Genomic DNA, 16580 nt, shown 5'->3' on the forward strand with positions numbered 1-16580 from the left:
GCCTCAATGTTAAACCTCGTAGTCCTCCGCTGGGAGAGGCGGGGTGATCTTCACTTTAAGGATGCGGTGGCTGTTGACCTCCAACGGCTCGAACAGGTAGTCACCGATCCTGATTTGTTCGCCTTCTTGCGGCACGCGCTGGCTGTGTTCCATCAATAGCCCCGCCAGCGTGTGGTATTCGCGCTTTTCTTCCAGCGGCATCGGCAAGTACAACACCAGATCTTCCAGCGGCATATAGCCGTTGGCGATCCAGCTGCCGTCCTCGTTTTGCTGAATGTCGTGGCGTGCGTCCACCTCTTCGCCGGCCTCCGGCAGGTTGCCGGCGATGGTTTCCATCACGTCCGTCAGGGTGACGACGCCTTCGACGGAGCCGAACTCATCGACCACAAAGGCAAAGTGCGTCTGCGCCTGGCGGAATTGTTCCAGGGCGCTTAACAGCGTGAGCTGTTCCGGGAAGATCAACGGTTGGCGTATCAGCGCACGTAGATCCAGCGGCGCTTGCGCCAGCTGCTGTTTGAGGACGTCGATGGTGTGGATCACGCCCAGCGGCTCATCGCTGGCGCTGCTTTCCACCACCACGATGCGCGTGTGCTGATTACGCTCCAACAACTGCGTCAGCTTTTCCTGCGGATCGTTCAGCTCAAGGTATTCGACGTCGTGACGCGAGGTCATGATGCTGCTGACGGTGCGCTGCGCCATGCCCAGCACGCGTTCGATCATGCGCCGCTCTTGCTGGTTGAAGATCTCGCCGTTTTCGCTGTCGCTGTCCGCCAGTAGGTTGGCGGAATGGCTGTCGACCTCCGCTTCTTCATGTTTGCCGCTCAGCATGCGCAGCACAGCCTCGGCGGTACGTTCGCGCAGTGGCCGCACCTTTGACAGGAAACGACGGCGGTTGAACTGCGCCAGTTGGTTCAATGCCTCGATCATTACCGAGAAGCCGATCGCCGCGTAGAGATAGCCTTTCGGAATGTGGTAGCCGAAGCCCTCCGCCACCAGGCTGAAACCGATCATCAGCAGGAAGCTCAGGCACAGGATAACAATAGTCGGGTGAGCGTTGACGAAACGCGTCAGCGGCTTGCTGGCCAGCAGCATCAGGCCGATGGCGATACAGACCGCGATCATCATCACCGCCAGGTGATCGACCATCCCAACGGCGGTGATCACCGAGTCGAGCGAGAAAACGGCGTCCAGCACCACGATCTGCGCCACCACGGGCCAGAAACGCGCGCCTTTGCGTGCGCCGTGCTGCTCTTCATCCTTACCTTCCAGCCGCTCGTTCAGCTCCATGGTGGCCTTGAACAGCAGGAATATCCCGCCGACCAGCATGATCAGATCGCGGCCGCTGAAGGGGTGCTCCGCAACGATGAACATCGGTTTGGTCAGCGTCGCCAGCCACGAGATGGAGGCGAGCAGCGCCAGACGCATGACCAGCGCCAGCAACAGACCGACGACACGGGCCTTATCTCTTTGTTGTTTTGGTAGTTTGTCCGCCAGAATGGCGATGAAGACAAGGTTGTCTATACCCAGCACGATTTCCAGCACGACCAACGTGGCCAGGCCGGCCCAAATTGTTGGATCAGCGATCCATTCCATACGCCCAATTTCACCTGTAAGTTCTACGGCTTATGCCGCTCGGGAATGATGGGCGTTGAGGCGGCAAAATTCAACTTTAATCGGGAGGACGTGGATCAGAATAGGAGGATTGCCGCAAACATCGATCGGCGCCGAGTGGCCAACGGAGCCAGGGGCCGGAGGGCGCAAATATCTACCGGGATGTATGCGCTCAGAAAAGAAACGCCTTATTAAATTTATTTAAATCAAAACATTAAAACAATTTTCCTTGACTATGATTCTTATCGGTATAAGGCATGAGTAGTCTTATTCTGAAAACGGCTGGCTGGGGGGATCTAAGGCTTGTATCACTTAGACATTAGTATAAGAATCTTAGTCATATAACGGCAGTAACTAGCATTGTTTGGTTATAAAGGCACCGGTTTTTTTACTTTTTTGTGAACGGCATGGCAGTTCAAACGAAGAATGAGAGCCGTTTTGCATAAAAATTGTTTGGCTCATGCAATGACGTGGTGGATACGTCATAACAGTACTTTGGTAGCTGCAAGCCAAGGGCGGTAGCGTGCCCGATTGAATCCCTTTGTTCACGCTGCGCAGGTGAATGCAGCGCTACGATGAATTGGAATGAAAATGCAAACAAGACTCAAGGCAGTGATCCCCGTTGCGGGGTTGGGAACCCGTATGTTGCCGGCGACCAAGGCGATTCCTAAAGAAATGTTGCCCGTGGTCGATAAGCCCTTAATCCAGTACATTGTTGCTGAATGCGTGGCGGCGGGGATTAAAGATATCGTATTGGTTACGCACTCATCGAAAAACGCGATTGAAAACCATTTTGACACTTCGTTTGAGTTGGAGGCCATGCTCGAAGCGCGTGTGAAACGCCAGCTCCTGAGTGAAGTGCAAAGTATTTGCCCGCCGGACGTTACCGTGATGCAGGTGCGTCAGGGACAGGCGAAAGGGTTGGGGCATGCGGTGCTGTGCGCCAAGCCAATGGTGGGTGATTCTCCTTTCGTTGTGCTGTTGCCCGATGTTTTATTGGATGATTCTACGGCGGATTTGCGTAAGGAAAATCTGGCTAAAATGATCCAGCGTTTTGGTGATACGGGTTACAGCCAAATCATGGTTGAACCGGTGCCGGAACAAGATGTGTCCAAATACGGTGTGGTAGATTGCGCTGGCGCGACGATCGCGGCAGGAGAAAGCGCGCCGATGACGGCGGTGGTTGAGAAGCCGGCCCGCGAGGATGCGCCTTCCAATCTGGCCGTCGTCGGCCGATATGTGCTTGCCGCCGATATTTGGCCGTTACTTGAGAAAACCCCTCCCGGCGCGGGCGATGAGATTCAACTGACCGATGCGATTGCGATGTTGATGGATGAGCAAACGGTGGAAGCATTCCATATGAGCGGCAAGTCCCACGATTGCGGCGACAAGTTTGGCTATATGAAGGCGTTTGTGCAGTATGGTCTGCGTCACGGTACGGAAGGTGAGAATTTCAGCCGCTGGTTGAAGCAGACGTTAGGAAAGTAACAGGTTGTCGCCACCGCGGCTGAAAGCGATCACGAGATTGAATGAGGTCTACCATGACGAAGTTGAAAGCGGTTATTCCCGTTGCCGGATTGGGCATGCGTATGCTGCCGGCGACCAAAGCGATTCCGAAAGAGATGTTGCCAATCGTTGATAAGCCGTTGATTCAATACATTGTCAACGAATGCGTCGCGGCGGGGATTAAAGAGATCATCCTGGTGACGCATTCTTCCAAGAACGCCATTGAAAACCATTTCGATACCTCATTCGAGCTGGAGGCGATGTTGGAGGCGCGCGTGAAACGGCAATTGCTGGATGAGGTGCAGTCGATAACGCCAAAAGGCGTGACGCTGATGCACATTCGCCAAGGGCAGCCTAAAGGACTGGGGCATGCCGTTCTCTGCGCTAAGCCGTTGGTCGGTGATTCTCCTTTTGTCGTGCTGTTGCCGGACATCTTGCTGGATGACGCGAAAGCCGATTTGAAGAAAGACAACCTGCCACACATGATTGCGCGCTTTGAGCAGACCGGTCTGAGCCAGGTTTTGGTGCAAAAGGCAGACGAACACGTACTGCACGATTATTCCGTGGTGGAGTGTGAGGCCAGCAGCCTGGCTCCTGGCGAAAGTGCTCGTATCACATCAATTATCGAAAAACCGGCGCCGGAAACCAAGTTGGAATCCAACTACTCGGCGGTGGGGCGCTATGTCTTGTCTGCAGATATTTGGCCGCTGCTGGAGACCACGGAACCGGGAGCCTGGGGGCGCATTCAACTGACCGATGCGATAGCAGAATTGTTGAAACGCAAACCGGTAGAGGCGACAGAGCTGGTGGGGGAATCGTTCAACTGCGGCGAAAAACTGGGTTACCTGCGCGCTTTTGTCACTTATGGCTTGCGTCACCCGACCCAAGGCAAAGCGTTCCGCGAGTGGGCTGAACGGCTGTCGCTTTGAGTAAAACTTATCGCTTCTCTCGATGAGGGCCGTTGCCATCATGGCGGGAGTAGCTAGAATAGTTGTTGAATTTTGGGGAATTTCACTGTTCCAATTTTTATTTTAGTATACATTCTACTGCGAGTAGCCAAGTTGCTATGGCGAGAGAATTTTATGCGTATGGCCGTCTGATTCTGACAAGTCGCTGTTATTTTTAAAAAATTAAAGCTTTAAACTTGCCTCCGCACTGATTTTTACCGGTGCCGGGCATTTCAGTTTATTTACCTCGCTCATAATAGCTTTGCTCTTATCAACGGCAGATAAACGTTCTTGATAATTGCAAACAGAGCTCATGTTTTGAGACGGCACAGCAAGCGACAGACAGTTTGATAAGGTTACAGAGACGCTGCCACGGTTGGCGCGCATAGTAGCTTTGCAGATACATTTACCTGAAAGTGATGATAATTTGATGGCAAAACGACAATTGAAAGTGATATCGCTATTGATATCGATCAGCGTAATCAGTGGATGCACCGTGTTTCCTGGAACCCATTTATCGACCAGCGGAAAAGAAGTCGTAAAACAAGAAGATGCTGACTTCGATATCGATAAGATGGTTAACATTTACCCGATGACACCGAAGTTGTTGGACTCGATGCGTCCGACAAAGGTGGTTGCTCAGCCGAATGCGCAGTTGGACGCATCGCTACGCACGTATGAATACCGGATCGGGGTAGGTGACGTCCTTAATGTCACCGTTTGGGACCATCCAGAATTGACCACGCCTGCGGGCCAATACCGCAGCGCCAGCGACACAGGCAACTGGGTACACTCCGACGGCACGATTTTCTATCCTTATATCGGTAAGGTTAACGTGGTGGGTAAAACCGTTACCCAAATTCGCGATCAGATCGCCTCCCGTTTGGCTCAGTACATCGAAAGCCCGCAGGTTGACGTTAATATCGCCGCTTTCCGCTCGCAAAAAGCTTACGTGACGGGCGAAGTTACCAAATCCGGGCAGCAGCCTATCACCAACGTACCTTTGACGGTGATGGATGCGATCAACGCCGCCGGCGGGCTGACGGAGAATGCCGACTGGCGCAACATCATCCTGACCCACAACGGCAAAGAACAGCGTCTTTCATTGCAGCAATTGATGCAGAATGGGGATTTGACTCAGAACCATCTGCTCTATCCTGGGGATATTCTGTATATTCCGCGCAACGACGATCTTAAAGTGTTCGTCATGGGTGAAGTTAAAACCCCATCGACGCTAAAAATGGATCGCAGCGGCATGACGCTGACGGAAGCGCTGGGCAATTCTCAGGGGATAAGCCAAGCTGCGGCAGATGCGACCGGTGTCTTCGTTATCCGCCCACTGCACGGAACACAGGGCGACAAACTGGCTAATATTTATCAGCTCAACATGTCCGATGCGACAGCATTGGTGATGGGGGCTGAATTCCATCTGCAACCGTATGACATTGTTTACGTGACGGCAGCGCCTATCGCGCGTTGGAACCGCCTGATCGTTCAGCTGGCACCAACCATCGATAGCTTCAACAATCTCACGGAAGGCTCACTGCGTATCCGTAATTGGCCGTAGTAGGGAGGCTAGCCATGTTTGATTCTATCTTGGTTGTCTGCGTAGGTAATATTTGCCGCTCCCCTACGGGGGAGCGGCTCTTGAAGCAGCATCTGCCGGACAAAGAGATCGCTTCCGCAGGCATCGGTGCCTTGGTTGGCAAAACCGCGGATAAGAGCGCTATTTCCATTGCGGAAAAACATCAGCTGTCGTTAGAAGGGCATGAAGCCAGGCAGTTGACGAAAGAAATGTGCCGGGAATATTCATTAATTCTGGTTATGGAGAAAGGGCATATTGATGCTGTTTGCCGCTTGGCGCCGGAGGTCAGAGGCAAAACCATGCTTTTCGCCCATTGGTTGGGGCAGAAAGAAATTCCCGATCCTTACAGAAAGAGCGCCGAAGCGTTTGAGTTTGTTTACCGCCTTCTTGATGATGCAGCCCAAAAATGGGCCCAGGCATTAAATCGTTAACCAGAGATTACAATGACTGATAATACGAAACCAGGCTTATCAACAGCCAATAATCATGATGAGATTGATCTAAGTCGCTTGCTGGGAACTTTAATTGATCACCGCTGGCTCATCATCGGGATTACAGCGTTATTCTCTGTTGCCGGTATCATTTATTCCCTGTTCGCCACGCCTATATATCAAGCTGACGCCATGGTTCAGGTTGAGCAAAACGTCGGGAACTCGTTGGTCAACGACCTATCTCAAATGTTGCCTAACAGTCAGCCGGGTTCTTCCACGGAGATTGAACTGATCAAGTCACGCATGGTGACGGGTAAGACTGTCGATGATCTGAATCTTGAAACGGTGGTGCAGCAGAAGTACTTCCCGATTTTTGGCCGCGGCTGGGCTCGTTTGACGGGTAGCGAACCTGCCAAAATTGCGCTGTCCCGTCTCAATGTGCCTGCCAACTCTGACGATGTTGAGCTGGAATTGACCGTGATTGATGCCCAGCAATATGTGCTGAGCAACAACGGCACCGAGATTATCAAGGGGAAGGTTGGCGCGCTGGAGAGTGGCCATGGGATTTCTTTGCTGGTTAGCGAAATTTCGGCGGAGCCAGGCACTGTCTTTGAAATCGCCAAGTTGCCGCGTTTGGTGGCGACCAACAATCTGCTGGATGCTTTGACGGTTGAAGACAAAGGTAAAGACACCGGCGTGCTGGCGTTGAGCCTGGTCGGGGATGATCCTGTCTTGGTGCGAAACATTCTTGACAGCATCAGCAAAAATTACCTGTTGCAGAACGTCGAACGTAAATCGGAAGAGGCGGCTAAAAGTCTGGACTTCCTGAAAGATCAGTTGCCTGAAGTTCGTAGTTCTTTGGATAGTGCCGAAGATAAACTCAACCGTTTCCGTCAGGCGAATGATTCTGTCGATTTGTCCCTTGAAGCGAAGTCTGTTTTGGACACGATTGTGGGGGTTGAGGCTCAACTGAACGAGCTGACGTTCAAAGAGGCGGAAATTTCCAAGCTTTATACCAAAGAGCACCCGGCTTATCGTGCGTTGATGGAAAAACGCGCCACGTTGCAACAAGAAAAAGATAAGCTGAACAAGCGCGTTAGCGTTATGCCGAAGACCCAGCAGGAAATCTTGCGTTTGACCCGTGATGTACAGGCAGGGCAAGAGATCTACATGCAGTTACTGAATAAACAGCAAGAACTGGGCATCACCAAGGCAAGCACAGTCGGTAACGTACGTATTGTGGATCCTGCCGTTACGCAGCCTCGTCCGGTTAAACCGCAAAAAACCATTATCGTTTTGATAGTCACGTTGTTAGGCGGTCTATTCTCCACCGGTTTCGTTTTGCTTAAAACCATGCTGCATCGCGGCATCGAAAGTCCGGAACAGTTGGAACAGCAGGGGATCAACGTTTACGCGAGTATTCCGCTGTCCGAATGGCAGCAAAAGAGCGACCGCGAGACCATGCTGTCCGGCAAGCGCAGCAGTAACAGGAGTTACACCCTACTTGCCGTGGGCAACCCGGCGGACTTGGCGATTGAAGCCGTCAGAAGCTTGCGTACCAGTCTGCATTTTGCCTCGCTGGAAGCCAAAAATAACGTTCTGATGATTTCCGGTGCCAGCCCAAGCATCGGTAAAACGTTTGTCAGCATTAACCTGGCGGCGGTGATCGCCCAGGCGGGTCAGCGCATTTTGGTCGTTGACGCCGATATGCGCAAAGGTTATGCCCACTCGTTGTTGAACTGTGAATTGGGATTGGGGTTGTCTGACGTGTTGTCCGGCCAGGCGTCGGCGCAGCAAGCGATCAAGCAAACATCGATCGAGAATCTCAGCTTTATCTCGCGCGGCAAGATTCCTCCGAACCCATCGGAGTTGTTGATGCACAACCGCCTGACAGAGTTCCTGGAGTGGGCGGGCAAAGAGTATGACATCGTGTTGGTCGATACCCCACCGATCCTGGCGGTAACGGATGCCGCTATTGTGGCGCGCAATGTCGGCACGACGCTGTTGGTTGCACGTTACGGCGTGAACTCGCTGAAAGAGATTGAGGTGAGTATTCGTCGCTTCGAACAAAACGGCATGGAAATTAAAGGTATTATCCTTAACGCCGTTGAAAATAAATCGGGTAGCGCCTACGGCTACTACGCTTACGAATATAAATAAACTCCCTTCTATGTAAAAGCTCCTCATTATGAGGAGCTTTCTGATTCATTCAAAAGTAATGCATAAAATCCAATTTCGGAGAGAATAAATGAGTAATCTTGCAATTATTCCGGCAAGGGGTGGGTCGAAAGGTATTCCCAAAAAAAATATTAAAGAAATTGCAGGTAAACCATTAATCGCTTGGAGCATAGAGCAGGCATTAAATTCTTCGAGTATTGATCGTGTTATTGTTTCTACAGATTGTGAAGATATCGCTGCCGTAGCCAGAGAATATGGCGCGGAAGTCCCGTTCATGCGTCCGGCCCATCTGGCGAACGATACCGCTGCGACTGAGCCCGCGCTTTTGCATACGCTGGAGTGGTTGGCTGAACATGAGAGTTACCACCCTGAGTATACCGTCCTGTTGCAGGCTACTTCTCCTGTTCGCAAAGATGATGCGATTGATTCTGCAATCAGAAAGATTATTGAAAAGAAAGCCGATTCACTGCTGAGCGTATGTGAGTTTTGGCATTTCTTGTGGGAAAATGAAGATAATCCGAAAGCCTATTACGACTACTTAAACCGTCCGCGTCGGCAAGATATTAAGCCTGAAAATATCAAACTTAAAGAAAATGGTTCAATTTACGTTACGAAAAGCGAAATTCTCCTCAGTACCGGTAATCGTCTTGGTGGCAAAGTTGTAGCGCATAAGATGTCGGAAGAGGAAAGCTTTGAAATTGACACCATGCTGGACTGGGCGGTTGTTGAAGTAATTTTGAAAAATTGGAGTGGGAGATAATTTATGTTAATTCAGAAAAAAATATCTGACTTTTTAGTGTTTGAAACCGAATCAATCATTAAAGCCTTAGAAAAAATCAACTCGAATAAAAAGCGCATTATTTTTGTTGTCACTGAAGACGGCAAGCTGTGCGGCTCTTTCTCAGACGGTGATTTCCGTCGTTGGATCACTAACGGCGACTTCGATCTGAGCCGCGAAATGTCGGAAGTGATGAATCAGAACGTCCGCTATAAAAAAGTGGATGCGCCACGCAATGAGATTGAATCGCTGTTTTCGAATGGCGTTGACGTTCTGCCGCTGGTTGATGATTATCGTCGTTTGGTCGCCGTTGCGCTGCAAAGCGAAAAAGGCCTGACGATTGGCAAACACACTATCACGGAAACCTCGCCGACTTACATTATTGCTGAAATTGGCAACAACCATAATGGCGATATTAAGCTGGCTAAGCATCTGGTTGACCTGGCGGTTGACGCGGGCGCCGATTGCGTCAAGTTCCAAATGCGCGATCTGAGCTCTTTGTATAAGGGCGGCAACGATAAAGACAAATCCGCCGATCTTGGCGCACAGTACACGCTGGATCTGCTGAGAAAATTCCAGCTCAGCAATGAAGAACTGATTGAAGTGTTCGATTATTGCAAGGAGAAGGGGCTGACCCCGCTGTGTACTCCTTGGGATCTGAAGAGCCTGGAAGTGTTGGAAAACTACGGCATGGAAGGTTATAAGGTCGCTTCCGCTGACTTCACTAACCACGAAATGTTGGCCGCGTTGGCCGCTACGGGCAAACCGCTGATTTGTTCTACCGGTATGTGCAGCGAAGCAGAAATCAAAAGCTCGGTAGACTTCTTGAAATCGAAAGGTGCCGAGTTTGTGATCCTGCATTGCAATTCTACGTATCCGACGCCGTTCAAAGACGTCAACCTGGCCTATATCAAACGTCTGCAGCAGGTGACGGGCTGCTTGGTCGGCTATTCTGGCCATGAGCGTGGCATTTCAGTGCCGATCGCCGTGACCGCGCTGGGCGCAAGAGTGATCGAAAAACACTTCACCATCGACAAATCCATGGAAGGCAACGACCACAAGGTGTCGTTGTTACCCCCTGAGTTCAAAGAGATGGTCGTACGTATCCGCGAAGTTGAAGAGTCCATGGGCAACGCCGGCGAACGTACTATCACCCAAGGGGAAATGATCAACCGCGAAACTCTGGCAAAAAGTTTGATTATCAATCGCGATCTGAAAAAAGGTGAAATCATCACTCGCGAGATGGTTGAAGTGAAGAGTCCGGGGCAGGGTCTGCAGCCTCTTTATCTGGAGCAATTGGTCGGTAAGAAAGCCAATCGTGACCACGAAAAAGGCGGATATTTCTATGAGTCGGATCTAAATGATGTGGCGATAGAAGCCAAGGACTATGATTTCAATCGTCCGTTCGGCATTCCAGTGCGCTACCACGATTACGGCAAGTTGAAGAATAAATCCAATCTGGACTTCGTCGAGTTCCATCTGAGCTATCAGGATATGGAACTCGATTTGACAGAATTCTTCTCCGGCGCTGAAAATATCGGTTTTGCGGTACATAGCCCCGAGCTGTTCGCCAACGATCATATTTTGGATCTGGCGACGGATGATCCCGTTTATCTTGCTCATTCGATCAAACAGCTGCAGCGTGTCTGCGATGTGACTCGCGCGTTGAAGCAATATTTCCCGAAAACTGAGCGTCCGGTCATCGTGGTGAATGCAGGCGGTTTCAATACCACCGGTTTCTTGCCAAAAGAATCACGCCAGGCGATGTACGAACGCATTGGCGCCGCTCTGGGTGAAATCAATCAAGAAGGTGTTGAAATCATCATCCAGACGATGCCTCCGTTCCCATGGCACTTTGGTGGTCAAAGCTACCATAACCTGTTTGTCGATCCGGACGAGATTAAAGCGTTCTGTGAGAAATACGGCTACCGCATCTGCTATGACACGTCGCATTCCATGATGGCTTGTAATTACTACCAATGGGATCTTCATGAGTTTACCCAAAAGGTCGGCCCTTACACCGCACATATGCATATTGTTGATGCTTTGGGAGTGGATGGTGAAGGGGTACAGATCGGTAAAGGCGATGTGAACTTTGACGAGCTGGCTGATGATCTGCGGCGTCATGCGCCGGGAGCGCAGTTTATTCCTGAAGTGTGGCAGGGACACAAAAACCAAGGGGAAGGGTTCTGGCATGCGCTTAACTTCCTGGAAAAGTATCTGTAAATGAGTAAAGCCATTATGGGGGCTGCGGCCTTGTCGGTAGGGGATATTCTCGGCAAGGTCATCGGCTTCATCATATTGCCTTATTTGACAGCACACCTAGGCGCGTCGGGGTACGGCGCGCTGACTCTTTATTTGTCCGTTATTCAGATCTTGATCATTTTCATTTCGTTCAGTGGTCAAGGTCTGTTGCCGGTCAAATACATGCAGGAGGGGGAAGGGAGCTCCCTGGTGTTCCGCAGAGATAACATCGCCTTGGCTTTCGCGTCGAGCGCGCTACTGGTGGCTATATTCTACATTGTCACACTGGTCGCCAAGATCTCTGTTTCTTTCAGCGACGGTTTTCTGGTTGTTTTGGCATCTCTGGCGCAGGCGCTGAACTTTATCAATTTATCGCATTTGCGCATTAGTCAGACCTATAAAGTTGCCGCTATCGGCCAATTTTTGCTTTCCGCATTCAACGTTTTATTCACTATCGCTCTTTTTGAAATGATAGCGTCGACGCCAGGACAACGTTTGATAGCGATCGCGGCATCATTTTTCAGCATTCAGCTGGCCTACGAGTTCTTTGTTTACAGAAAAATAGCGGTTGAACGCAGCGTGCTCCAACCGTTGCGTAAGCGTTATAAGGAAATCATTAGCTACGGGGTATCCCTATTGCCACATCATGGCAGTTATTGGATTAAATCCTCGGTGGATAGATTCTTCATAGCGCATTACATGAGTACGGCGGTAGTCGGGGTTTATGGCTTGGCGTTTCAGCTAACCTCTATCGTTATGCTCTTTTTCGGCGTAATCAACCAGGCGTTCCAACCTTTCATTTATCGCAAGCTTAAAGCGAACGATTTTAGAGGAGTCGAGCTCATTCAATATGGTTACACAGCTCTGGTTATCGTTTCGTGCATTATTTACTTCTTTATTTTGCCATTTGCTTTCCCGTATCTGTTTAATGCTGAGTTCAATCGCGCCATTTATTACTTCAACATTCTTTTGCCTGGAACTGCATTTTTATCGATTTATTATATTTTTACGCACTCACTGTTTTACTATCGTAAAAATAAATTAATCTCAATTATTACCATGGGTTCGATGATAACGCATTTGATTGGTATATTTGTCATCACCATGACAGAAATCAAAGTTGAGTATTTCTGCCTGGTTTATGCAATTTCCAGTTTTTATGCATGTGCAGTGACTTTTTATTGTGGCAAGCGACAGATCAGTATTGAGAGGAAAAGATGATAGCAAGTCTTAAACGATGGTTGCGAAACTTACGTAAGCAGCGTTATCGTTCAAAAGTTATCAGAATGGCTGAAAGATGTGGTCAAAATCCTAAAATTAACTTTTTAACTATCGTTAATAATAAAACCCGACTTGGTGATAACTTTAACTCCAATGGTTTGACGGTGGTTGGAAAGGGCGGTGTTACTATCGGTGATAATTTCCACTGTGGTTTTGGTTGTGTATTGATCACCGAAAATCACAATCATCATGGGAATGCGATTCCCTACGATAACACTTATGTGATTAAGGACACGCATATCGGGGATAATGTTTGGCTTGGGATCAATGTGATTGTTCTGCCCGGGGTTTCCATCGGGGAAGGGGCCATTATCCAAGCCGGCAGCGTGGTGGTTAAAGATATAGAGCCCTACGCTATAGCCGGCGGCCATCCAGCGAAACCCTTTTCGCAACGCGATGTTGCTCACTATCTGCAGCTTAAGGCTGAAGGCAAATTTCATTGAACGGCAGTTATACATTCATGCCCGTAGCTTAATCGGATATTAGAAATATGAGTAAATACATTGCGTATATTGAGTCACCGCTTCAGGCTTTTAATCTCATTGAGTATCTTGATGCAAAGAACATTGTGCTCGATCTGTTGATTGTCAATAAGCGTTCGGCCAATTCTGCGCTGAATCACGGGCAGATTGTTTATCTGTTGAACATGATTAAGCATCGCTCCCTGGAAACCATTGATGTCGAAGGGAAACTGGGTAATGCTTTTGATATTAAACGGCAATTGAAGAGTGTAACTTCCGTGGTGAGTGCGAAGGAAACTGTCACTTTGATTGCCGGTGAGTATCGCGCGAGGGTTTTTTGGATTTTAGCGCATAAATATTCGAGAAGAAATGTGGTCCTGCTGGATGATGGTACGGCAACGCTCAGAATTAAACGCTACAATAATCTCACTGCTCGGGGCGTCGTGAAGTCGGTTTTCCTCAAGTCACTTGGTATGACCAATAATGAGAGAGAAAAAATAACCTTTTTCTCTGTTTATGACATCGAAGGTAATGTTTCAAAAAGAGATGTGGTCGTTAAGCACAGTTACCAAAATTTTAAGGCTAAACTGGCCAGTCTTCCTGATGGAAAGAACAGAGTCTTCATTATAGGTACGCCGCTTTATGAGGCAGGGGTAACGTCTGTTGATGATATTGACTTGACGCTAAGAATGATAAATGACTTAAAGTCAAATCAGATGGGTGCCGAGCTTGTTTATATTCCTCACCGCCGCGAGCGTGAAGAGAAAATAGATGAAATCAGAAAGTCTGTAGAGGTCCGTCGGTTGGATTTTCCCTTTGAGGTTTATCCCATTGTGGCTGGTGAGAACGTCAGTTGTATAGCCGGATTTTATTCATCATTGTATGACAATCTCGTAAAAATATATGATGAAAAAATTAAAATAATCGCTTACGTTCTTGATGAGAAAGTTTTATCACCAGAGTGGAGTGGATTTGTTAACGCGATTTATAAAAACTATGAGAGTTATGAAAGCGCGGATATTACGCTGATTAAAAACAAATTTTAATTTTATAAATTTACCGTGGTGATGGAAAATGAAGATTGCTTTAATTAACACACTTTATGCTCCTTATAAAATCGGTGGTGCTGAAGTATCAGTTCAGTTGTTGGCTGAAAGCCTGCAACGAGCCGGGCATGAAGTTGGTGTGTTTTGTCTTCATGAATTTGATGAGATAAAATATGACACTCTTAATGGCGTTCATATTGCTTATTTACCTCTCAAAAATATGTACTGGCCATTTCAGGCTTCTTCGGCAAGCAAATTAAAGAAAGCGGTGTGGCATCTGCTTGATTCTTATAATCCATTTATGGCTCGTGCCATGCGTAAGGAGCTGCGCAAATTTTCTCCGGATGTGGTGCATACCAACAACCTCAGCGGTTTTTCCGTCGCAGCGTGGCGAGTGGCCAAGAAGCTGGGGGCGCGCGTGGTACACACGACTCGCGATTATTATCTATTCCATCCGAACGGCACGTTGTTTAAACATGGCCAAAATATGGACGTACAGTCGTCTGCAGTGCGCATCGCATCTTTTCTAAAGAAAAAAGCCAGTCAGCGCGTAGACGTTTTTGTTGGCATAAGTAAATATATTTCCGCCTTGCATCGGGAAAATGGATTTGCGCGCAACGCGGTACATACGCATATCTACAACCCTGTCGCCGCGATAGAGTATGTACCGACCGTCAACGAAAAGGTCAGGATCGGTTTTGTCGGTCGCCTCACCGAAGACAAAGGTTTTGATGAGTTTTGTGCTCTGGCAAAACAGGCCAGCGGCGATCCGCAGGTTGCATTCTACGCCGCCGGCAGATTCAATGGTGACGCCGCTGGCGAGAGGTTGAAGGTGTTAGCGTTGGAGGCAGGTATTCATTTGCTTGGCTTTATCAAGATTGAAGAGTTTATGACGCAGATTGACGCCGTTGTTCTACCAACGCGATGGAATGAGCCCTTTGGGCGAACCGTTGCGGAATCGGCCATCTCTGGTAAGGTTGTGTATACGCCTTTCAATGGCGGAGTGGCAGAAATCGCAGCTTTTTATGATAATATTTTCGAGCTAAAAGATTTTTCTGTCGCCAGTGTGGTTAGCGTCGTGAGAGAAAATAACAACAAACCGCGTCGTTCGTTTTTTGAACTAGAAAAAATAACCGATGCTTATGAGAGCGTGTATAGAGGGTCATAATGAGGGTATCGACAAAGTCGTTGGTTGTTTTTCTTTTGCTGATGTACATGACATTGCTCTCATTGAATGGCGTTGTGACCGTTGCTGCGTATATGTCGACCAGGGCACTTTTATTATATAAAGACTTTTTTGCCATGGCAGTGCCGGTTTTCGTCCTAATCTTGCTTTTTGCGCGTAACCCTAACGTGTCAAAACAGTGTAGAAGCGTAATGATCTTTTTCCTGTCGATGGTGATCTTCTCGTTAGTTTATGTACTTTTAAGTATGATCACCGGCAGGTTTGATTTCTTCCGCTCTATCGTTCAGTTTCGCTTAGAGTTACTGACATTCGGTTCTTTTTTCTTTGCCGCCGTTTTACTTCTTTTTGAATATAATGAGCGTGTCGAGATTGTTAATAAAATCATTAAGTACTATATTTTCTTTGCCGTATTGAATGCGCTCTTCGCGGTTGCCGAATCCAGTTTGGCAGGCCTGCTTTATGCGCTAATCGGTTTTGACCCTGGCCCACAGTTGACACAGTTTGGTAAAGAATATGGTCTTCTGTTACGCACTATTCAGGGGCAATTACGTGCTTTTGGTCTGCTCACCGGGCCATTCAGCCTCAGTGAATATCTGTTTTTTGCACTGGTATTATCGCCTTATGTAAGCGAAAAAAATCGCAAGAAATATATTCTTCTCATTATGGTTGGGATCGCATTTTCAACATCGAAAACGGCGATTATCATGGCACTGCTTTATATCATGTTCCTGATGCTGAGACGCTTTTTCTCTCAACGTTTTAGCCTGAATTCAGTCACTATGGTAACGATGGTCTTGTCACTGTTCTTTTATATTACGACGACCAATTACAGTATTTATGAGATGATATTCCCGAAGGAGAATGCTTACGCGGAGAACAGCATTTTACTTCGTACGGTCAATATAGAAGCCGTGCGAGCTGACAGTGAGTATTCGCCATTTATCGGTGCTGGGTACGCTGTGAATGGTAACGCGGTGGTTGGTGATGACAATACGAACTCAATCCCGCTTGATAGTATGTATATCTACATGTTGTCGAATTACGGTAATGTCGGAATTATCCTTCTGGTTATTGTCGCTACGATAATTCTTGGCATTCTTTATCAGCGTACTCGTCTTGGCCTTAATCCCAGTGTTTACCTATACTGGATGATCTCGCTTTCGATGAATTTCGTTTATAATAACCCGTTGACAAACTATCCAGGCTATATATTCGCAATCATAATATCGATTTTGTTATTATCGATTAGAACGCCGGAGACGGGTTCCGTGAGTCGCTCAAGAAAGAATGTAGGTTATGTGCAATCGCTACATTGACACGGTATTA

Annotated in this window: 14 protein-coding genes; 12 read left to right on the forward strand and 2 right to left on the reverse strand. The window is 48.4% G+C overall.

Features of this window, described 5'->3' with window-relative positions; translation table 11 throughout:
- Positions 1-9: 9 nt before the first annotated feature.
- On the reverse strand, positions 10-1593 hold the full coding sequence (locus SSARUM_RS07550) for a TerC family protein (RefSeq protein WP_033646770.1): 1584 nt from the start codon (positions 1591-1593) through the stop codon (positions 10-12).
- 609 nt (positions 1594-2202) lie between these two features.
- Between SSARUM_RS07550 and galU the strand changes: the two genes are divergently transcribed.
- Positions 2203-3099 carry a UTP--glucose-1-phosphate uridylyltransferase GalU gene (gene galU, locus SSARUM_RS07555; protein WP_033638708.1) on the forward strand — a complete coding sequence of 299 codons (897 nt, stop codon included), beginning with the start codon at positions 2203-2205 and terminating at the stop codon, positions 3097-3099.
- Positions 3100-3152: 53 nt separating this feature from the next.
- Entirely contained in the window at positions 3153-4046 is an 894-nt protein-coding gene (locus tag SSARUM_RS07560) for a UTP--glucose-1-phosphate uridylyltransferase (protein WP_033637738.1), read from the forward strand.
- A gap of 201 nt (positions 4047-4247) precedes the next feature.
- Here SSARUM_RS07560 and SSARUM_RS07565 read toward each other — a convergent pair whose 3' ends face one another.
- On the reverse strand, positions 4248-4559 hold the full coding sequence (locus tag SSARUM_RS07565; RefSeq protein WP_162062228.1) for a hypothetical protein: 312 nt from the start codon (positions 4557-4559) through the stop codon (positions 4248-4250).
- On the opposite strand from SSARUM_RS07565, the gene SSARUM_RS07570 reads away from it, so the two are divergent.
- The 10 genes from SSARUM_RS07570 (at position 4495) to SSARUM_RS07615 (ending at position 16570) form a co-directional block, all read left to right on the forward strand.
- Entirely contained in the window at positions 4495-5631 is a 1137-nt protein-coding gene (locus tag SSARUM_RS07570; protein WP_033637739.1) for a polysaccharide export protein, read from the forward strand. The two genes, SSARUM_RS07565 and SSARUM_RS07570, sit on opposite strands and share 65 nt — an antisense overlap.
- 14 nt (positions 5632-5645) lie before the next feature.
- Positions 5646-6080: an arsenate reductase/protein-tyrosine-phosphatase family protein gene (locus tag SSARUM_RS07575; protein ID WP_033637740.1), complete on the forward strand. Its 435-nt coding sequence runs from the start codon at positions 5646-5648 to the stop codon at positions 6078-6080.
- 12 nt (positions 6081-6092) lie between these two features.
- Positions 6093-8240, forward strand: coding sequence for a tyrosine-protein kinase Wzc (gene wzc / locus SSARUM_RS07580; RefSeq protein WP_039566818.1), 2148 nt, complete (start codon positions 6093-6095; stop codon positions 8238-8240).
- Positions 8241-8328: 88 nt separating this feature from the next.
- Positions 8329-9018, forward strand: a complete 690-nt coding sequence (locus tag SSARUM_RS07585) for an acylneuraminate cytidylyltransferase family protein (protein WP_033637742.1) — start codon at positions 8329-8331, stop codon at positions 9016-9018.
- Between the two features lie 3 nt (positions 9019-9021).
- Positions 9022-11262: an N-acetylneuraminate synthase family protein gene (locus SSARUM_RS07590; protein WP_033637743.1), complete on the forward strand. Its 2241-nt coding sequence runs from the start codon at positions 9022-9024 to the stop codon at positions 11260-11262.
- A complete protein-coding gene (locus tag SSARUM_RS07595; RefSeq protein WP_039566814.1) occupies positions 11263-12501 on the forward strand; it encodes an oligosaccharide flippase family protein in 1239 nt (412 codons plus the stop codon).
- Positions 12498-13004 carry an acyltransferase gene (locus tag SSARUM_RS07600; protein ID WP_072264922.1) on the forward strand — a complete coding sequence of 169 codons (507 nt, stop codon included), beginning with the start codon at positions 12498-12500 and terminating at the stop codon, positions 13002-13004. The genes SSARUM_RS07595 and SSARUM_RS07600 overlap by 4 nt, the downstream gene beginning before the upstream one ends.
- Positions 13005-13051: 47 nt before the next feature.
- Positions 13052-14068: a hypothetical protein gene (locus SSARUM_RS07605; protein WP_060426579.1), complete on the forward strand. Its 1017-nt coding sequence runs from the start codon at positions 13052-13054 to the stop codon at positions 14066-14068.
- A 28-nt stretch (positions 14069-14096) separates the two neighbouring features.
- Positions 14097-15236: a glycosyltransferase family 4 protein gene (locus tag SSARUM_RS07610; RefSeq protein WP_033637747.1), complete on the forward strand. Its 1140-nt coding sequence runs from the start codon at positions 14097-14099 to the stop codon at positions 15234-15236.
- Positions 15236-16570 carry an O-antigen ligase family protein gene (locus SSARUM_RS07615; RefSeq protein ID WP_033637748.1) on the forward strand — a complete coding sequence of 445 codons (1335 nt, stop codon included), beginning with the start codon at positions 15236-15238 and terminating at the stop codon, positions 16568-16570. Before SSARUM_RS07610 ends, SSARUM_RS07615 begins: the two co-directional genes overlap by 1 nt.
- The last annotated feature ends 10 nt before the right edge of the window (positions 16571-16580 follow it).

The organism is Serratia sarumanii, assembly GCF_029962605.1.
GTDB classification, from domain to species: Bacteria; Pseudomonadota; Gammaproteobacteria; order Enterobacterales; family Enterobacteriaceae; genus Serratia; species Serratia sarumanii.